Below are 18,807 nucleotides of genomic sequence, written 5' to 3'. Positions count from 1 at the left end.
GCCAGGCGGTCGGGACAGGCCGTGCGGCATGGGCATGTCCGCTGTCGCTGCGGGACTATTGATCTGGGCGGGATAATTGCGGCTATATGAAACCTGTGCCGTCTTCTCCATTGTGTTGCCAGGCGCGGCTGCGCGCGCGCGGGGTGCCGACATGGCCTTGATGATCACCGACGAGTGCATCAACTGCGACGTCTGCGAACCCGAGTGCCCGAACGACGCGATCTACATGGGCGAGCTGATCTACGAGATCACGCCGTCCAAGTGCACCGAATGCGTGGGCCATTTCGACGAGCCGCAGTGCGTGCAGATCTGCCCCGTGGCCTGCATTCCCGTGCATCCCGGTCATGTGGAGAGCCGGGAGACGCTGTTCGAGAAGTTCACGCGGCTGGAGGCTGAGAAATTGAACACCCCCTGAGCCGCTACGCGGCTTCCCCCTCTCAACCTTCGGTGGAGGGGGACGGCAGCCTCGCTGCGGGGCGGCCCTTGCTCGCTGCCCCATATCTGGGGCGTGCCCGTTGCAAGCGCTGCAGGCGATGCTGGTACGGTAAAAGCCGGTCTCTCAACCCTCGACCACCGGTTTGGGGGGCTTGGGCCTGGGCGGTTTGGTGGTGTGGATCTGCAGCGTCGCCTTCTCCATGTCGCCGGCCTGCAGCAGGCGCCACGACTTGAGCGAGTGATTGATGCTGTCTTCGATCAGCGTGCGCTGGTCGGGCGCGGGTTTCTTCAGCACCCAGTTGGCGACTTCGGCGCGGTCGCCGGGGTGGCCGATACCGATGCGCAGCCGCCAGTAGTCGCCCGTGCCGAGTTGCGCGTGGATGTCGCGCAAGCCGTTGTGGCCCGCGTGGCTGCCGCCGCGCTTGAGCTTGGCCTGGCCCGGGAGAATGTCGAGTTCGTCGTGCACGACGAGGATTTCCTCGGGCAGGATCTTGAAGAAGCGCGCCAGCGCGCCCACCGACTTGCCCGAGAGGTTCATGAACGTCTGCGGCTGCAGCAGCCAGACGTTGTTGCCGTCGACCGTGGCGCGCGCGGCCAGGCCGAAATAGCTGCGCTCGGGCTGCAGCGTGACCTTGAGTTCGCGCGCCAGTTCGTCAATCCACCAGAAACCGGCGTTGTGGCGTGTTTCCGCATACTCGGGGCCGGGATTGCCCAGGCCGACAAACAGTTTGATCATGTGTGAATTATCTCCATGGACCGCAAACATGGGTCTGCCCAAAGCGAACGGCCCACGCGCATGAAGCGGTGGGCCGTTGGCTTTGGGGCAGCGCCCGGGTCTTGCGACCCGTACGCTGCACTCAAGAAGTGATTACTTCTTGCCCTTCTTGGCGGGAGCAGCGGGAGCTGCAGCGCCTTCGACGGGAGCGGCGATTTCATCGGCGGGAGGCACGATGGAAACGATCGCAGGGTTGTTTTGCGTGCCGCGCACGTGAGCAACCACGCCCTTGGGCAGCTTGACTTGCTTCAGCGTGAACGACGAACCCTTTTGCAGGGCGCTCAGGTCGACGGTGATGAACTCGGGCAGGTCCGAAGGAACGCAGACCACGGGCAGGGCGGTGACCAGAGGCGTCACGATGCACTTGTCCTGGGCCACTGCGGGCGACTTGTCGGCGCCTTCGAAGTGCAGGGGCACGTTCAGGTGCAGCTTGGTGCTGGCGTCAACGCGTTGGAAGTCAACGTGCAGCACGAGTTGCTTGAAGGGGTGGAATTGCACGTCACGCAGCACAACCTTGCTGACTTGACCGGCGATGTCCATTTCGAGAACGCTCGAGTGGAACACTTCCTTCTTCAGGGCGTGCCACAGGTCATTGTGGTCCAGTTCGATGGCCAAAGGCTCGGCGGAACCGCCAAACACGATGCCAGGGGTCTTGCCCGAATTACGCAGACGGCGGCTCGCACCCGTACCTTGCTTAGCGCGCTCTGTAGCGACAATGTTCATAATTAACTCCTGTGTGAGTCGACCGCGACCAGTCAGACTCGTTTGATAAAAAGACAGACCGGCACATGCCCGACTGTCCTTGAGATGCTCTGAAACACACAAAACCTCCCGAGGGAGGTTTACGCCAGCCCGGAGGCTGGAGATCTCGCAAGCGAGGTCTTATTCCGAGAACAAGCTGAGTACCGAATCACCCGTGGAAATGCGCTTGATCGTTTCGGCGATCAGCGGTGCCACGGAGACTTGGCGAATCTTGCTGCAACCCTGGGCTTCGGCGCTCAGGGGAATGGTATTGGTCACCACGACTTCGTCGAGGGCCTCGCCACTGGCGATGCGCTCGATGGCCGGGCCCGAGAAAATCGGGTGGGTGCAGTAAGCGTAGACCTTCTTGGCGCCGCGCTGCTTGAGCACTTCGGCAGCCTTGACCAGCGTGCCGGCGGTGTCGATCATGTCATCCATGATCACGCAGTTGCGGCCGTCGATGTCGCCGATCACGTGCATGACTTCGGAGACATTTGCCTTCGGGCGGCGCTTGTCGATGATCGCCAGGTCGCAGCCCAGCTGCTTGGCCAGGGCGCGGGCGCGCACCACGCCACCGACGTCGGGCGACACCACGATCAGGTCTTCGTAGTTCTTCTGGCGCAGATCGCCCAGCAGAACTGGCGACGCGTAGATGTTGTCGACGGGAATGTCGAAGAAGCCCTGGATCTGGTCAGCGTGCAAGTCCATCGTCAACACGCGTTCCACGCCGACGGCCTGGAGCATGTTGGCAACGACCTTGGCCGTGATGGGCACGCGCGACGAACGCGGGCGACGGTCCTGGCGGGCGTAACCGAAATAGGGGATCACTGCGCAGATGCGTTCAGCCGAGGCACGCTTGAGCGCGTCGACCATCACCAGCAGTTCCATCAGGTTGTCGTTGGTCGGCGCGCAGGTCGACTGAACAACAAAGACGTCACGGGTGCGAACGTTCTGCTTGATCTCGACGGTGACTTCACCATCGGAGAAACGGCCAACTTCCGCGGCGCCAAGCTTGGTGCCGAGATGGCTGACAATCTCTTCGGCCATGCCACGGTTGGCATTGCCGGTAAAAATCATGAAGTCTGAATGATTGGTCTGCATGAGCTTCCCAGTGTTTATGGGTTTGCTTGTACGCAATAAGACATTTGGCAGGGGAAGAAGGACTCGAACCTTCGCATGCTGGAATCAAAATCCAGTGCCTTAACCAACTTGGCGACTCCCCTACACGGGTCAATTGCGTATGCAACCAACCGGTAACCTTTAATCTCTGGCCCATCCATGAAGTGGATGAACTTCGAGATTTTCGCAAACTCTGACAAGCCATTCGCTAGGTGCGTCTGTCATCTCAACCGTTTGCTTCATCGGTGCAAACACTGCACTTCCTGAGCCCGTCATTCTACCCTGTAATCCGTGTGCCTCAAGCAAATTTATTGCTTTTTTCACATCGGGGCACAAGGTTTGTGCGACCGGCTGCAAGTCGTTATGACCGAAGTCAAAGTGCTTTGCAGCGAAGAGCGATATTGTAGCACGCTCTGAATCGCGTTTGAGGTCGGGGGAGGAAAAAATCAATTTTGTTTCCAACCCCGCATCCGGCTTGACCACAACGAAGCGCTGGCGCGGCAGTGCCTGCTCGAGGGGCGTGATTCTATCGCCTATGCCTTCGACCCAGGCGTTGCGCCCGCGCAGGAAAAACGGCACGTCGGCGCCCAGGCGCAGGCCTATGGCTTCGAGCGCCGGCCGCGGCAGATCGAGTTGCCACAGGCGGTTGAGCGCGAGCAACGTGGTCGCCGCGTCGGACGAGCCGCCGCCCATGCCGGCCTGGGCCGGAATGCTCTTGTCTATGCCGATATGCGCGCCCGCGCTGCAGCCGGTCGCCGCCTGCAGCGCGCGCGCGGCACGCACGATCAGGTCGTCATCGGGCAGGCGCATGCCGCTCAGGTCTTCGCGCGTGATCGCGCCGTCGGCGCGCAGATCGAAATGCAGCCGGTCCTGCCAGTCGGTCAGCATGAACACCGATTCGATCAGGTGGTAGCCGTCCGGCCGGCGGCCGGTGATGTGCAGGAACAGGTTGAGCTTGGCCGGGGCCGGCACATCGTAGAGCGAACGCATGGAATGGAAACCGAGAGAAATCAGAAAAGAGACGGCCGCAGGAAATCAGCGTTCGAGCACCAGGCGCAGCGTGGCGCGCGGCAGCGGATCGGTGCGCTCGGCACGCAGCCGGCCTTCGGGCAATTGCGCGAGATCGGCCTGCCAGCCCGGCGCCGAGGCCTGCTGGCCCGAGAGCCATGCAAACAGCGCGCCAATGGGCAGCGTGGTGCCTACCGTGTCGCGCACCAGTGCGTCGAGCGAAGGCGATTCGCGCAATTGGCCGCCCTGGCGCAGCTGCGCGCCCGCGGGGCTCCATTGCAATTCGGCGAGCACCGCGCCGAACGGGCTCAGCAGCACCAGCTGGCCGGCGCGTTCCGAGCCCTGCAATTCGAACGAAGCGCTGAACGACTGCTCCTGGGCCTGGGGGTCATGCAATTGCAGCGCCAGACGTCCGCTCCAGTAGGCCGCGGCGTCGGCCGGCGCGGGGCGCGCGGGCGGCTGGGCGCAGCCCGCGAGCCACAGCGCAGCGGGAGCGGCCGCAAGCAGCAGCGCGCGGCGCCGCGCCAGGGAGGGCAGGGCCATCATGGCTTGACGCCCAGGCGCTGCAGCGTTTCGCGCAGCGTCTCGTTGCCGGGGTTCAGGGTCAGGCCCTTGTCCCAAATGGCGCGTGCCTGGCGCTGCTGGCCGTTGCTCCAGAGAACTTCACCCAGATGGGCGGCGATTTCGGCATCGGGCCGCATGGCAAACGCTTTTTCGAGCAAGGCCTGGGCTTGCGCCACATTGCCGCTGCGAAATTCTGTCCAGGCCAGGCTGTCGATGATGAACGGGTCGTTGGGCGCGGCTTCGAGCGCCTTGGTGATCAGCGCGCGCGCTTCGTCGAGGCGCACGCCGCGCTCGGCAAACGAGAAGCCCAGCGCGTTGTAGGCGTGGTGAAAGCTCGGGTCGCGCGCGATGAGGGCGCGCAGCAGGGTTTCCATTTCGGCGAAGCGGCCGATTTTCTCGGCCAGGATCGCGGTGTCGTAGGCAATTTCGTTGTCTTGCGGAAACTGCTGGTGCAGCGTCGACTGCAGCGTATAGGCGAGCGCGGGCTGATCGGCTTCGCGCACCAGCTGCACTTCGGCTTGCTGTTTGAGTCGCTGCTGCTGTTCGGTGCTCGCGGGCACGGCCTGGATCACGGCGCGCGCCTGATCGAGCTGGCCCTGCTGGGCCAGTATCGCCGCGCGGCGCACCTGGACGTTGAGCAGCTGCGCGCCGCCCTCGATGCGGTCCAGCCATTGCAGCGCCTGCGGGAAGCGGCCCTGTTTCTGCGCGATCAGCGCGTGCTGCAAGGCCGACTCGGTGCGGGCGTTGCGCTGGATGCCGGGATTGGGCAACTGGGGAATCAGCGCGTCGAAGCGCTGCAGCGACGCTTCGGCGGCCTCCCAGCGCTGGGTCTGCACCTGCATGCGGGCCAGCGTGAACCAGGCGTCGGCGTAATCGGGGTTTTCGCGCGTGATCGCGATCAGCTGGGCTTCGGCGGGTTCCAGTCGTTCCTGGCCCAGCAAAATGCGCGCATAGGCCATGCGCATATCGGCGCTGCGCTGTTTTTCCACGTAGCGCTGGACAATCGGCTCGGCGTCACGCTGGCCGTTTTCGAGCAGCTCGAGCGCCAAAAGCGCCGAGGCGCCGTTGCCAGCAGACATGGCTTCGGCGCGCTGTATGGCTTCGAGCGCGGCCCGGGGTTTGCCCGCGGCCAGCTGCATATGGCCTATCGTGGCATAGGCCGCAGGGCCGGCGGCCGGATCGCTCAACTCGCTTTCCAGCGCCTGGGAGACGATGTCTGCCGCCAGGGCCTTGTCGCTGACGCGGCTGAAAAGCTGGGTGATCGACAGAAAGGCCACGGGCTTGCTCGGCGCCGGCGTGCTGGCGATTTCCTGGCGCAGATAGGGCAGGGTGTCGCCCACGCGGTTCAGCGCCACCAGGATCTGCAGCACGTAGCGGTTGGCGTTGCGCGATTCGGGAAAGGCCTGGCGCCAGGCCTGGGCCGCCAGCAGCGCCTGGTTGCCGGCGCGCGCCTGCAGCGCCATTTCGGTGGCGCGGCGGTAGAGCTGGGGGTTGTTGCTCTGGCGCGCGGCGTTGAGCATCAGCGCCTGGCCGCTGCCCGGGTCGCCGACGCCGGCGGCCATTTCGCCGACCAGAATTTCATAGAACAGTTCGGCGTTGAGCGCTGCCGGATCGTCAACGTCGTTCTCTGGCTGTGGGGCCAGGGTGTCTGTGCCTGAGGGCGCGGGCGCCGTCTGGCTCCAGGCAATTGCAGGAGCGACGACCAGTGCGGCGGCCAGCGCCAGGGCCCGAGGGCGTAGAGGATGAACCATCGAATGATAATAATCGAACGAGGTCCCCCTGCGCGTAAGCGGGTGCTGCTTGTTTTGCCGCAAAAATGCCCCACCTGCGAACCACATTGCCGCGCGTTTCGCGCTGTACAGGGCCCGCAGGCGGCCCAATTTTCAGGATTGCCATGCCCGAATTACCCGAAGTGGAAGTCACGCGCCGTTCGTTTGCCCCGGCCATCGCGGGCGCGCGCATCGAAGCGGCGCGCCTGGGCAAGCCCTTGCGCTGGCCGCTGGGGCTCGCGCCCGAAGACCTGGTGGGGCGCGAAGTGCTGGCCGTGCGCCGGCGCGGCAAATACCTGCTGGTGGATATGAGCGAAGGCCTGCTGCTGCTGCATCTGGGCATGTCGGGCAGCCTGCGCTTCGCGCCCGCCGACGGCCTGCCGCCGCCGGGCACGCACGACCATTTCGATCTGTTCACGAGCCAGGGCGTGCTGCGCCTGCATGACCCGCGCCGGTTCGGCGCCGTGGTCTATGCCGCGGGCGAGGCCGACCCGGTGGCGCAGAAGCTGCTGGGCCGCCTGGGCATGGAGCCGCTCGAAGACGCGTTCGCGCCGCAGGCGTTCTACGCCGGGCTGCAGGCCAGCCGCACGCCGATCAAGCAGCTGCTGCTGGGCGGCAAGCTGGTGGTGGGCGTGGGCAATATCTATGCGTCCGAAGTGCTGTTCACGGCGCGCATTTCGCCGCTGGCGCCGGCCAACACCATAGGGCCGCGGCGCGCGCTGCGGCTTTACGAGGCGATACGGCGCGTGCTCGCGGCCGCCGTGGAGCAGGGCGGCACCACGCTCAAGGACTTTTCCAATGCCGACGGCATGCCCGGGCATTTTCAGCTGCAGGCCCAGGTCTATGACCGCGAAGGCCTGCCTTGCACGCAATGCGCGGCGCCGCTGCGCATGCTGCGCCAGGGCCAGCGCAGCACTTTTTACTGCACGCATTGCCAGAAGCTTTGAGCAGCCCCGGGCCGCGCCTGGCTTGCCGTGCCTGCGCCGGGGCAGGCCGGTATCATTGGAACGTGCCCGGTATCGTTGGTGGGCACTTGCTATATATTTTGTGAAGTCGGGCGCCCTGTCCGCAGTACACCCGCGGGAGAGCGAAGTTGGCCACACCATTCAATGCGCAGTTCGACCAGCACGGCAGCTGGCGCCGTGATTTCGCGCGGCAACTGCATCAGCTGCGCGACTGGCTTTCGGGCCACGAGTTGCTGGATGCGGTCGTCGACGAGCGCCTGCAGCGCCTGCAGGCGCAGGTGCGCGGCGACAAGGTCACGGTGGCCTTCGTCGCCGAGTTCTCGCGCGGCAAGTCCGAGCTGATCAATGCGGTGTTCTTCGCCGGCTATGGCCGACGCCTGATGCCCGCGGGCGCGGGCCGCACCACCATGTGCCCCGCGGAGCTGGGCTGGGACGAGGGGCTGGAACCCAGCCTGCGTCTGCTGCCGATAGAAACCCGCGAACACGCGCCCAGCCTGGCCGAATGGCGGCTGCGGCCCGAAGCCTGGCAGCAGTGGCCGCTGCATGTCGACGACAGCGCGCAGCTCGCCGAGATGCTGGCCAAGGTGGCCGAAACGCGCCGCGTGCCGCTGTCACAGGCCCGGGCCTGGGGCTTCTGGCAGGACGAAGCCAATCCCAACGAACAGCCCGTGGTCGATGCCCTGGGGCTGGTCGAAGTGCCCATGTGGCGCCATGCGCTGGTCAACCTGCCCCATCCCTTGCTGCGCGAGGGGCTGGTGATTCTCGACACGCCCGGCCTGAACGCCGTCGGCGCCGAACCCGAACTCACGGTCAACCTGATTCCGCAAGCGCATGCGGTGGTGTTCCTGATTGCCGCCGATACCGGCGTGACGCAGTCCGATCTGTCCGTATGGCGCGAACATCTGCGCCCCAGCGACAGCGCCGATCTGTCGCGGCTGGTGGTGCTCAACAAGATCGATACGCTGTGGGACCGGCTCAGCACCGGCCAGCAGGTGCATGCGCAGATCCAGCGCCAGCGCACGCTGTCGGCCCAGACGCTGGGTCTGTCGGTCGAGCGCGTGCTCGCGGTCTCGGCGCAAAAGGGCCTGGTCGCGAAGATCGGCAACGACGACGCGCTGCTGCGCGCCAGCGGACTGATGGGCTTCGAGCAGGCGCTGTCCGAAGGCATCATGGGCCAGCGCCAAAGCGTGCTGCGCGCGGCCGTGGCGACGGGCGTCGCGCACCTGCAGACCGAAGTCGTGCGCCGGCTCACGATACGCCAGCGCGACCTCGACGACCAGATGGCCGAGCTGCGCAGCCTGCGCGGCAAGAATTCCACCGTGATCGTGGCGATGCGCGCGCGCATCGAGCCGGAGCAGGCGGAGTTCGACGCCAGCGCGGCGCGCATCCAGGCGCTGCGTTCGGTGCAGACGCGCATGCTGCAGAACCTGCTGCAGTCGCTGGGCGCGCAGGCGATCGAAGCCCGGCTGGCGACGCTGCGCGAGTCGCTGGCGCGCGGCGGTCTCAAGATCGGCGCACGCAAGGCCTATGTCACGACATTCGAGGAGCTGCGCGGCGCGGTCGATCAGGTGCTGGCCGAGGCGGCCGAACTCCAGCAGATGGTGGTCGCGTCGTTTCGTGCGCTCAACGCCGAGTTCAGCTTTTCGCTGCAGGCGCCGGCGTCGTGGCCGTTGCAGGACCTGGCGCGCGACCTGGGCCAGATCGAACGCGGCTACCTGCATTACCTGGGCCTGGGCCATGCGCTGCAGCTCGCGCGCGCCGATTATTCGCAGCGCCTGATCCGTGCGCTGGCCGAGCGGCTGACAGGCGTCTTTGGCGCGGCCGGCCAGGAGCTGGCGCTGTGGAGCCAGTCGGCGATGGCGCAACTCGATGCACAATGGAAAGAACGCAAGCGCAGCTTCACGCGCCGCATCGAGGCCGTGGACCGCATCCAGCTCGCGGCCAGCAGCCTGGTCGAGCGCATCGCCGAAATCGATGCCGCCGAGCAGGAGATCGCGGCGCTCATGCAGCAGTTGGCGCAACGTTGCCAGGAGCTGCTGGAGCCGCCCGCGGCGCAGCCTGCGCTTGCAGAACAAGACCCCACACCGGTAATCTGATTTTGACGACCTCTTCCATCGCCGCTGCCGTTGTGCAGTGGCAGGCCACGCATGGCCGCAACCATCTGCCCTGGCAGCAAACGCGCGACCCGTACCGGGTCTGGCTTTCCGAGATCATGCTGCAGCAGACCCAGGTCGCGACGGTGCTCGGTTACTACCCGCGCTTTCTCGCGCAGTTTCCCGATGTTGCCAGCCTTGCGGCCGCGCCCGAAGACGCGGTGCTCGCGCTGTGGAGCGGCCTGGGCTACTACAGCCGCGCGCGCAATCTGCACAAGTGCGCGCAGGCCGTGATGGCGCTGCATGGCGGGCGCTTTCCCGAAACCGCCGAGCAGCTCGCGACACTGCCCGGCATAGGCCGCTCGACCGCGGGTGCGATCTCGGCGTTCTGCTTTTCCGAGCGCGTGCCGATTCTCGATGCCAATGTGCGGCGCGTGCTCACGCGCGTGCTGGCGTTCGATGCCGACCTGGCCGTGGCGCGCAACGAGCGCACGCTATGGGATCTGGCGACCGATCTGTGCCCCGATCCACGCGAACTCGATCTGCACGATGCGATGCCGCGCTACACGCAAGGCATGATGGATCTGGGCGCGAGCCTGTGCCTGCCGCGCAAGCCCGCCTGTCTGCTGTGCCCGCTGCACAGCCAATGCCGCGCGGCGCGCGCCGGCAACCCAGAAGACTACCCGGTGCGCACGCGCAAGCTCAAGCGCAGTTCGCAGTCCTGGTGGCTGCTCGTGGCCCAGGACAGCCAGGGCCGTATCCGCCTGGGCAAGCGCCCCTCCACGGGCATCTGGGCCGGGCTCTACAGCCCGCCGGTGTTTGAAGATGCGGCGGCGCTCGAAGCCGCGGTGCAGTCGCGCTGGCCCGGTTTAGCGCTGGAACACCAGGAGGCATTCCTGCATGTGCTCACGCATCGCGATCTGCATCTGCACCCGGTGATTGCGCGCGTCGAGGCGGTCGAGCCGTCTGCCGATGATTGGTATACGCGCGCGCAGTGGACCGATATGGGGCTGCCCGCGCCAGTGAGAAAGCTGCTGGAGCGCGAAGGCTAGATTTCGGCGGCCACCGTGCGCGCGTCGAGTTCGCGGTGGCGCGTGAGCGTGGGCCAGTCCTTGCCGAAGTGCGCGGCGAGCTGCTCGACCAGATAGACCGAGCGGTGCTGGCCGCCGGTGCAGCCTATGGCGACGGTGACATAGCTGCGGTGGTTCTGCTCCAGCAGGGGCAGCCAGTGCTCGAAGAACTGCGCGATCTGTTGCTGCATCTGCTGCACTTCGGGCTGCTGGCGCAGAAAGGCCTGCACCGTGGCGTCCTTGCCCGAAAACGGCCGCAGCTCGGTGTCGTAGTACGGGTTGGGCAGCATGCGCACATCGAACAGGTAATCGCAATCGGTGGGCAGTCCGTACTTGAAACCGAACGATTGAAACACCAGCGTCATCTGCCCCTGGGGCAGGGTCACCAGGCTTTTGACATAGCTTTGCAGCTGCGACGGCCGGATGGTGCTGGTATCGATGACCTGCGACTGCTCGCGCAGGTCGGCCAGCAGCTCGCGCTCCCATTCGATGGTCTGCACCAGCGCCCGGCGGCCGTGCTGCAGCTCGTCACCCGACAGCGGGTGGCGGCGCCGGGTTTCGGAAAAGCGCCGCACCAGCGTGCCGGTAGTGGCGTCGAGAAACAGCGATTGCACCACCGCGCCCTGGCTGCGCAGCAGCGCGAGCTGGGCCGGCAGTTGCGGCAGGCCGGTGGCGCTGCGCGCGTCGATGGCGATGGCCACGCGGTTGCCGTGGTGCGCATGCTCGAGTCCGACAAACGACGCCAGCAGTTCGGGCGGCAGGTTGTCGACGCAGTAGTAGCCCGCGTCTTCGAGCGCATGCAGCGCCACGGATTTTCCGGAACCGGACATGCCGGTGACCAACACGATTTCAAGTGACATGCATCAACCTTTGCGCGCCGGCACTACCGCGTGCTGCAGCATTTCGCGCGCGTGTGCCATGGTGGTTTCGGACAGCCGCTCGCCGCCCAGCATGCGCGCGACTTCGGCCACGCGCGTCTCGGGCGCAAGCGCGCTGACGGTGCTGGTCGTGGCCTGCTTGTCGCGCTTCTTGGCGACGACGAGGTGGTGATCGGCACAGGCCGCGACCTGGGGCAGGTGGGTCACGGCCAGCACTTGCCGGTCCTGGCCCAGCTTGTGCATCAGCCGGCCCACGGTTTCGGCGACGGCGCCGCCCACGCCCGAATCCACTTCGTCGAAGATCAGCGTCGAGGCTTCGCCCAGTTCGCTGGTCGTGACCGCGATCGCCAGCGAGATGCGCGACAGTTCGCCGCCCGAGGCGACCTTGCCGATGGGCTTGGGCGTCGCGCCCGGATGGCCGGCGACGAGAAACGCCAGCGCGTCCACGCCGTGCGGGCCGGGCTCCTCGGTCGTCTGCGCGACTTCGAAGCGCCCGCCCTGCATTCCCAGGCCCTGCATCGCCAGCGTGATCGCGCGCGACAGCTTGGGCGCGGCCTTGGCGCGTTGCTGCGACAGCGCGCGCGCGGCCTTCTCATAGGCGGCGTAGCCCGCATCGACCTGGGCGCTCAGGCCCACGATGTCGACCACGGCGTCGAGCTGGCGCAGCTCTGCCTTCCAGCCGGAGTACAGCTGCGGCAGTTCGGCCGGCAGGCGCTTGTAGCGGCGCGCGAGCTGCATCCACAGCGACAGCCGGGTGTCGAGTTCGGCCAGGCGTTCGGGGTCGAGTTCGGTGCGCCGCAGATAGGTCTGCAGCGAATGGCGCGCATCGCTGATCTGCGCCAGGCCCGAGGCCAGCACTTCGGCGATTTCCTTGAATTCGGGGTCCAGGTGCTCCTGGTCCTGCAGGTCGCCGTGCGCGCGCGTCAGCGCGGCCAGGCCGCCGGCTTCATCGTCTTCGATCGCGAACAGCGCGCCTTGCGCGGTGTCGAGCAGCGCCTGCGCATGCGACAGCCGCGTGTGCTGGGCATTGAGCTCTTCCCATTCGTCCTCGCCCGGGTCGAGTTTTTCGACTTCGCTGATCTGCCACTGCAGGCGCTCGCGTTCGCGCTGCACGCTGTCCTGCGCGGCGATCGCGTGCTCCAGCGCCTGGCGCGCATTGCGCCAGACAGTCCAGAGATTGCGCAGCGGCTGGGTCTGCAGGCCCGCGTAGGCGTCCAGCAGTTCGCGCGCCGCGTCGGGACGCGTGAGGCTTTGCCAGGCGTGCTGGCCGTGGATGTCGAGCAGCTGCTCGCCCACGGTGCGCAGCTGCGTGGCCGTCGCCGGCGCGCCGTTGATCCAGGCGCGGCTGCGGCCCTGGGCGTCGATCACGCGGCGCAGCAGCAGGCTGTCTTCGAGCGCGAAGCCGCCTTGCTCCAGCCAGGGCTTGAGCCGTGCGGGGCATTCGAACTCGGCGCAGATATCGGCCTGGCTCGCGCCTTCGCGCACCACGCCCGCATCGGCGCGCGCGCCCAGAGCGAGCTGCACGGCGTCGATCAGAATGGATTTGCCCGCGCCGGTCTCGCCGGTCAGTGCCGTGAAACCGCCATGCAGGTCGAGGTCCAGCGCCTGGACGATGACGAAGTCGCGCAGCGCAATGCGTTTGAGACCCATCTCAGCTCACTCCCTCGTTCCAGCCCAGTTTCTTGCGCAGCGTGGCAAAGTAATTCCAGCCCTTGGGGTGCAGGAAGCGTACCGAGTGCTCGGCCTTGGTGACCAGAATGCGGTCGCCGTGCAACAGCGAAGCCAGCGACTGCATGTCGAAATTGGCGCTGACATCGCGCCCGCCCACGACTTCGATCACCACTTCGACGGCATCCGAGAGAACGATGGGGCGGTTGGAAAAAGTGTGCGGCGCGATGGGCGCCATGACCCAGCCGGGAATCGACGGGTGCATCATCGGCCCGCCGACCGACAGCGCATAGGCCGTGGAGCCCGTGGGCGTGGCGATGATCAGGCCGTCGGCGCGCTGGTTGGCGACGAAGTGGCCGCCGACTTCGACGCGCAGCTCGACCATGCCCGAAGTGGCGCCGCGATTGACCACCACATCGTTCATTGCCAGCGCTTCGAACACCAGCTGATCGCCGCGCATCACGCGCGCCCGGATCATGGGCCGCAGGTCTTCCTCATATTCCCCTTGGAGCATGGGCGTGAGGGTGGTCTGGTAATCTTCGAGTGGAATATCCGTGACGAAGCCCAGACGCCCCTGGTTGATGCCGATCAGCGGCGTGCCGTAGTGCGCCATGTGGCGGCCTATGCCCAGCATGGTGCCGTCGCCGCCCACGACCAGCCCGAGGTCGCAATGCGCGCCCAGGCCGTCGACATCCATCGAACGGTAATTTTGTATGCCGGCGTTTCTGGCGGTATCGGCGTCGACAATGACTTCGCATCCCAGGCTGCTGACAAAGCTGGCAATATCCTGCAGGGCGTGGCGTGCGCTGTCGGGGCTGGCGCTGCTGGATGCGGGCGACTGGTATTTCCCGATCAGTGCGACTCGGCGGAACTTAGACGTCATTTTGAAATTACATCATTAAAATCACTACATGCTCGATGACCGTGCCAAGTTGTTACTCAAAGCGCTGGTCGAGCGCTACATCGCCGACGGCCAGCCCATAGGTTCACGCACGCTTTCGCGTGCCTCGGGCCTTGAATTGTCGCCTGCGACGATACGCAACGTGATGTCCGACCTTGAGGAACTGGGGCTGATTGTCAGCCCGCACACCTCGGCCGGCCGCATTCCCACGGCCAAAGGTTACCGCTTGTTCGTTGACACCATGTTGACAGTGCAGCGCGACGACTTCCACGCGCCCGCGCTGCCGGCCGAACAACCGCAGAAAGTCATCGCCAACGCCGCGCATCTACTGTCGAGCCTGTCGCACTTCGTCGGCGTGGTGATGGTGCCCAAGCGCACGTCGGTGTTTCGCCAGATCGAGTTCGTGCGGCTGTCCGAAAAGCGCTTCCTGGTGATCATCGTCTCGCCCGAAGGCGATGTGCAGAACCGCGTGATCTTCACCGAAGTCGACTACACCTCGTCGCAACTCGTCGAAGCCGCGAACTTCCTCAACGCCAATTACGCGGGCCTGGCCATGGAGCAGGTGCGCGAGCGCCTCAAGGGCGAAGTCGAACTGCTGCGCGGCGAAGTCGCGGCGCTGATGCAGGCGGCCGTCAACGTGGGCACCGAAGCCATGCAGAGCGACGAGGCCGACGTGGTGATCTCGGGCGAACGCAACCTGCTGGCGGTGAGCGATTTCTCCAGCGACATGGACCACCTGCGCCGCGCGTTCGACCTGTTCGAGCAGAAAACCCAGATCCTGCGCCTGCTCGACATCTCGAGCCAGGCCGAAGGCGTGCGCATCTACATAGGCGGCGAAAGCCATGTCGTGCCGTTCGAAGAACTGTCTATCGTGAGCGCGCCGTACGAGGTGGACGGCAAGATTGTCGGCACGCTGGGCGTGATCGGCCCGACGCGCATGCACTACGACAAGATGATCCAGATCGTCGACATCACGTCCAAGCTCGTCACGAATGCCTTGAGCCATCGCCGTTAGGCTCTACAATAGTTGAGTTTTTCTGAAATGCCAGTGGCGTTCCAGTCAAGGGCCTCTAGCTCATGCTTGGTTAGAGCAGCGGACTCATAATCCGTTGGTGCCGTGTTCGACTCACGGGAGGCCCACCAAACAATCCAATCTTTCGGGCTTGGGAAAAAGCCAACCTTCACGGTTGGCTTTTTTGTTTCCGACGGCACAAGGCACGGCTTGCCGCATGCCCCAAGCTATACGAAGGAACAATATTCATTTCGCCTGGCGCTTGCTACGCTCCTGTCTCAATGAGGAGTAAGCCATGAGCGCATGGAATTCGGCCGTTGCCCAGATGCCTATCGCGGTGGCGGTCGCCCACCGGGATCCGCTGGTGCAAGCCGGTCTGCAGGCCACGCTGATGTCTGAGCAGGACTTCGCCGTCAGCATTCTTTCAACGGGCAGCTTTTCGCTGCGCGCGCCGGCCGATGTCGTGGTCGCTGATTACGAGACGGCGCTGGAGCTGTTTTCGTCGTTGCCGCCGCAGGCGCCGGGCCAGAGCGCCCGAACCGCCAATGTCATGGTGGTCAGCCACAGGGACCGCGAGACCGAGATTCGCACCGCGCTCGATCTGGGCGTGCGCGGCTATCTGCTGCTGGGCTGCGCCGTCGAGGAAATGATCTGCTGCGTGCGTGCGCTGTCGCGCGGCCAGCTGCATCTGGACCGGTCGGCGGCCCAGCGCGTGGCCGAGAGCCTGGGCCGGCAGGCGCTGACGCAGCGCGAGAACGATGTGCTGCGGCGCATCGCCGAAGGCCATGTGAACAAGGTGATCGCCAATGACCTGGGCATCACCGTCGGCACGGTCAAGGCGCATGTGAAAGCCATTTTGGCCAAGCTGGACGCGCGCACGCGCACCGAGGCCGCGGCCGTGGCCCGGCGCCGCGGGCTGACCGGCGCTGCGGCCTGATCTCGCTGCTAGGTGGCGGTCAGCGGCAGGGTGAAGGAGATCACCGTGCCGCGCGGCGCGTTGGGCTCGGCCCAGATGCGGCCCTGGTGGGCTTCGACGATGGAGCGGCAGATGGCCAGGCCCATGCCCATGCCCGACTTCTTGGTGGTGAAGAAGGCTTCGAACAGGCGCTCGGCATGGTCCTGGGCAATGCCTGCGCCTGAATCGCTGACGCTCACGGTGAGTTCGCCGGGCGCGCGCAGTGCGCTGCGCACCGTGAGCAGACCACCGGCGTCGGCGTTTTCCGATATCGCTTCGATGCCGTTGCGAAACAGGTTCATCAGCACCTGCTGCAGCTGGATGCGATCGCCCAGCACGCGCGCGGCTTCGGCGAACGGGCCCAGCTGTATGCGCACCTGGTGGCGCTTGAGGTCGTCGCGGATCATCAGCGCCACGTCCTCCACCGCAGCCTTCATGTCGACCGCGGCGAGTTCGGGCCCCGACTTGCGCGCGATCGCGTGCAGGCCGCGCACCACGCCCGCGGCGCGCGTTCCTTCGGCGTGCACGCTGGTCAGCACCTGTTCCACTTCGGCCAGCACCGGTTCGGGCCGGCGCAGCCAGTTGAGGCCGGCGCTGGCATTGGTGACGATGGCGGCCAGCGGCTGGCTGATTTCATGCGCAACGCAGGCCGCGAACTCGGCCATGGTCAGCAGGCCCGAAGCGCGCGACAGTTCGGCCTGGGCTTGGCGCAGCGCGATCTCCATGGCGCGGCGCGCCGACAGATCGCGAAACACCAGCACCGTGCCCGTGACCTGGCCGCGCGCGTCTATGAGCGGCGACGCGGATTGCTCTATGGGAATGACGCGCCCGCCGGCGTCGGTGAGCACCAGGCTGGGCTCGGCGTGCAGCGAGACGCCGGTATCGTCTTCGCCCACGCGGTACACCTCCCCAAGCGCCCGCCCCTCGGCTTGCGCGGCGGGCACGCCCGTGAGGCATTCGGCGCTGGGGTTCATGTAGGCGATGCGGCCGTCGCTGCCAATGGAAATGACGGCGTCGCCTATGCTGGCCAGCGTCGCCGCGAAGCGGCTTTCGCTGGCGCGCAGCTGGCGGTCGAACGCATGCTTGTGCAGCGCGATCTCGACGGCGGTGCGCAGCTGCGATTCGTCGAAGGGCTTGAGCAGATAGCCCTGCGGGTCGGCGAGGCTTGCGCGCTGCAGCGTTTCGTCGTCGGCGTAGGCGGTCAGGAAGACCACGGGAATGTCGCAGTGCCGGCGGATCTCGCGCGCGGCCGCGGTTCCGTCCATGCGGCCTTCGAGGCGGATGTCGGCCAGCACCAGATCGGCGCGGCTGCTGCGCGCCAGCTCGGCCGCGTCTTCGCCGCGCGGCGTGCTGCCCGCGATCTGGTAGCCCAGGCGCTGCAGCTGGTTGCGCAGGTCGCGCGCGACGACGAAGTCGTCCTCGACGATCAGTATGCGTGCAGGCGTCAAGGCAGCTTCTCCGCGGCGTTCAGGGGGGTGGGAATATCGGGCTCGACGCGGAACTCCACCGCGAAGCTGGTGCCCGCGCCGCGCTGCACGCGCAGCGTGGCGCGCAGCTGGTGGCTCAGGTCTTCGACCAGCTGCAGGCCCAGGGTTTCTGCATTCGCGGGCTCGATGTCCAGCGGCAGGCCTATGCCGGTATCGGCCACCGTCAGCGCGTAGCCATGGTGCGGCGTCTGGTGCATGCGCACGGTGATGCTGCCGCGCTGCTCGCCCGGAAACGCATGCTTGAGCGCATTGGAGACCAGTTCGTTGACGATCAGGCCGCAGGAGACGGCCTGGCCCAGACTCAGTTCGGTGTCATCGATCTGCATGTGGATGCGCACGCGCGCTTCGTCCAGGCCGTAGACCTGGCCCAGCTGGGCGCAGAGCTTGCCCAGATGGGTGGCCATGGGCACGCGCGCGAAGTTGCCCGCGCGGTAGAGGTTCTCATGCACCAGCGCCATGGAGCGCACGCGGTTGCGGCTTTCGGCGAACAGCTCCGCCACCGCGGGCTCGGCAATGCGCGCGGCCTGCAGGCTCAGCAGGCTGCTGATCAGCTGCAGATTGTTCTTCACGCGGTGGTGCACTTCCTGCAGCAGCGACTCCTTTTCGCCCAGCGAGGCGTTCTCCATGCTGGTCGCGGCCATCGAGGCGACCAGCGCCAGCACGGCGACGCGATCGCTGGTGAAGACCTGGCCGGTCAGCGAGTTCTCCAGATACAGCGCGCCCAGCGGCTCGCCGCGGCGCATCAGCGGCAGGCACAGCAGCGAGCGCGCGCCGGCCTGCGTCAGGTAGGGATCGGTGGAAAATGGGCCGGGCTGGCGCGCGTCGTCGATCAACACATGGCTGCGGGTGCGCAAGGCGTAGTGCACGACCGAAAGCGGCAGGTCGGCGCTGCTTGCGGGCGCGCTGTGCAGCCGGAAGCGGATCGCGCCCTCGGAAGTCTGCGCCCTGGCTTCGATGCGCAACTGGTCGCCCTGCGGCAGCACCAGCAATGCGCGGTCCGCGCCCGCATGTTCGAGCGCCATGGTCATCAGCGTCTGCACCAGCCGGCCCAGGCCTTTTTCGGCGGCCAGTGCTTGCGATATGCGCAGCAGCGTTTCCACGTCCATGGAGCCCAGCGGGCGGTCCAGTGCCGCGGGCCGGGGCGGCTCACCGCGCGCCGCGAGTTCGGCGTGCAGGCTGTCGAGCTGCCTGGCCTTGCCGCGCGCCCCCCAGGCCAGCCAGGCCGCGCGCGCGCAGCGGCGCAGCGATGCGGCCAGCGCCTTGCGGCCGCTGGCCGCATGGAAGTTCGCGGCCAGCTCCAAAGCCAGGGCCTCGATCTGCGCCATGCCCGATTGCTGGGCGAGGCTGGCGCTGTCGTCATAGAGCTG

The 18,807-nt window shown here is 66.2% G+C and carries 17 protein-coding genes and 2 tRNA genes; 7 read left to right on the top strand and 12 right to left on the bottom strand.

Translation table 11 applies throughout. The annotated features are described in order from the left end of the window. Positions 1-151 precede the first annotated feature (151 nt). A complete protein-coding gene (locus KHY18_RS16000) occupies positions 152-415 on the top strand; it encodes a YfhL family 4Fe-4S dicluster ferredoxin (protein WP_213301858.1) in 264 nt (87 codons plus the stop codon). 144 nt (positions 416-559) lie between these two features. Here KHY18_RS16000 and pth read toward each other — a convergent pair whose 3' ends face one another. The 7 genes from pth to KHY18_RS15965 form a co-directional block, all read right to left on the bottom strand. Next, a complete protein-coding gene (pth, locus tag KHY18_RS15995) occupies positions 560-1,171 on the bottom strand; it encodes an aminoacyl-tRNA hydrolase (RefSeq protein WP_213301855.1) in 612 nt (203 codons plus the stop codon). A 132-nt stretch (positions 1,172-1,303) separates the two neighbouring features. After that, the gene (locus KHY18_RS15990; RefSeq protein WP_213301853.1) at positions 1,304-1,933 is read right to left on the bottom strand and encodes a 50S ribosomal protein L25/general stress protein Ctc; all 630 of its coding nucleotides are present in this window, start codon (positions 1,931-1,933) and stop codon (positions 1,304-1,306) included. A gap of 159 nt (positions 1,934-2,092) precedes the next feature. Continuing rightward, positions 2,093-3,052: a ribose-phosphate pyrophosphokinase gene (locus KHY18_RS15985; protein WP_213301850.1), complete on the bottom strand. Its 960-nt coding sequence runs from the start codon at positions 3,050-3,052 to the stop codon at positions 2,093-2,095. Positions 3,053-3,097: 45 nt separating this feature from the next. Next, a tRNA-Gln gene (locus tag KHY18_RS15980) sits at positions 3,098-3,174 on the bottom strand. A 37-nt stretch (positions 3,175-3,211) separates the two neighbouring features. Beyond that, a complete protein-coding gene (ispE, locus tag KHY18_RS15975; protein WP_213301847.1) occupies positions 3,212-4,060 on the bottom strand; it encodes a 4-(cytidine 5'-diphospho)-2-C-methyl-D-erythritol kinase in 849 nt (282 codons plus the stop codon). A 45-nt stretch (positions 4,061-4,105) separates the two neighbouring features. Next, on the bottom strand, positions 4,106-4,624 hold the full coding sequence (locus tag KHY18_RS15970; protein ID WP_349630307.1) for a lipoprotein insertase outer membrane protein LolB: 519 nt from the start codon (positions 4,622-4,624) through the stop codon (positions 4,106-4,108). Beyond that, positions 4,621-6,393, bottom strand: coding sequence for a tetratricopeptide repeat protein (locus KHY18_RS15965; RefSeq protein WP_213301844.1), 1,773 nt, complete (start codon positions 6,391-6,393; stop codon positions 4,621-4,623). Before KHY18_RS15965 ends, KHY18_RS15970 begins: the two co-directional genes overlap by 4 nt. Before the next feature lie 143 nt (positions 6,394-6,536). Here KHY18_RS15965 and mutM point away from each other — a divergent pair, with 143 nt between their 5' ends. From mutM to mutY, 3 genes are all read left to right on the top strand, one after another. Next, positions 6,537-7,358 carry a bifunctional DNA-formamidopyrimidine glycosylase/DNA-(apurinic or apyrimidinic site) lyase gene (mutM, locus tag KHY18_RS15960; protein WP_213301841.1) on the top strand — a complete coding sequence of 274 codons (822 nt, stop codon included), beginning with the start codon at positions 6,537-6,539 and terminating at the stop codon, positions 7,356-7,358. 146 nt (positions 7,359-7,504) lie between these two features. Then, positions 7,505-9,472, top strand: a complete 1,968-nt coding sequence (locus tag KHY18_RS15955; RefSeq protein WP_213301838.1) for a dynamin family protein — start codon at positions 7,505-7,507, stop codon at positions 9,470-9,472. A 2-nt stretch (positions 9,473-9,474) separates the two neighbouring features. Continuing rightward, the gene (gene mutY, locus KHY18_RS15950) at positions 9,475-10,521 is read left to right on the top strand and encodes an A/G-specific adenine glycosylase (RefSeq protein WP_213301835.1); all 1,047 of its coding nucleotides are present in this window, start codon (positions 9,475-9,477) and stop codon (positions 10,519-10,521) included. Here mutY and rapZ read toward each other — a convergent pair. The 3 genes from rapZ to KHY18_RS15935 are packed head-to-tail and all read right to left on the bottom strand — an operon-like array spanning position 10,518 to position 13,968. After that, complete coding sequence (rapZ, locus tag KHY18_RS15945; RefSeq protein ID WP_213301833.1) at positions 10,518-11,399, bottom strand: RNase adapter RapZ; 882 nt, start codon at positions 11,397-11,399, stop codon at positions 10,518-10,520. The genes mutY and rapZ overlap by 4 nt on opposite strands. A 3-nt stretch (positions 11,400-11,402) precedes the next feature. Next, complete coding sequence (gene recN, locus KHY18_RS15940) at positions 11,403-13,067, bottom strand: DNA repair protein RecN (protein ID WP_213301831.1); 1,665 nt, start codon at positions 13,065-13,067, stop codon at positions 11,403-11,405. A gap of 1 nt (position 13,068) precedes the next feature. Next, the gene (locus KHY18_RS15935) at positions 13,069-13,968 is read right to left on the bottom strand and encodes an NAD kinase (protein ID WP_213301829.1); all 900 of its coding nucleotides are present in this window, start codon (positions 13,966-13,968) and stop codon (positions 13,069-13,071) included. 28 nt (positions 13,969-13,996) lie between these two features. On the opposite strand from KHY18_RS15935, the gene hrcA reads away from it, so the two are divergent. The 3 genes from hrcA (at position 13,997) to KHY18_RS15920 (ending at position 15,935) form a co-directional block, all read left to right on the top strand. Continuing rightward, positions 13,997-15,001 carry a heat-inducible transcriptional repressor HrcA gene (gene hrcA, locus KHY18_RS15930; RefSeq protein WP_213301827.1) on the top strand — a complete coding sequence of 335 codons (1,005 nt, stop codon included), beginning with the start codon at positions 13,997-13,999 and terminating at the stop codon, positions 14,999-15,001. Positions 15,002-15,050: 49 nt separating this feature from the next. Further along, positions 15,051-15,129, top strand: a tRNA-Ile gene (locus KHY18_RS15925). Between the two features lie 164 nt (positions 15,130-15,293). After that, complete coding sequence (locus tag KHY18_RS15920; RefSeq protein WP_213301825.1) at positions 15,294-15,935, top strand: response regulator transcription factor; 642 nt, start codon at positions 15,294-15,296, stop codon at positions 15,933-15,935. A gap of 8 nt (positions 15,936-15,943) precedes the next feature. On the opposite strand, the gene KHY18_RS15915 is transcribed toward KHY18_RS15920, so the two are convergent. Together KHY18_RS15915 and KHY18_RS15910 are read right to left on the bottom strand one after the other, a co-directional pair. Then, positions 15,944-17,401: an ATP-binding response regulator gene (locus tag KHY18_RS15915; protein WP_213301823.1), complete on the bottom strand. Its 1,458-nt coding sequence runs from the start codon at positions 17,399-17,401 to the stop codon at positions 15,944-15,946. After that, on the bottom strand, positions 17,398-18,807 hold a 1,410-nt coding region (locus KHY18_RS15910; RefSeq protein ID WP_213301820.1), incomplete at its 5' end, for a sensor histidine kinase. The genes KHY18_RS15915 and KHY18_RS15910, both read right to left, overlap by 4 nt.

It is taken from the genome of Acidovorax sp. CCYZU-2555, assembly GCF_018413525.1.
Classification (GTDB): Bacteria; Pseudomonadota; Gammaproteobacteria; order Burkholderiales; family Burkholderiaceae_C; genus Comamonas.
This window is presented reverse-complemented; position numbering and strand designations above follow the sequence as displayed.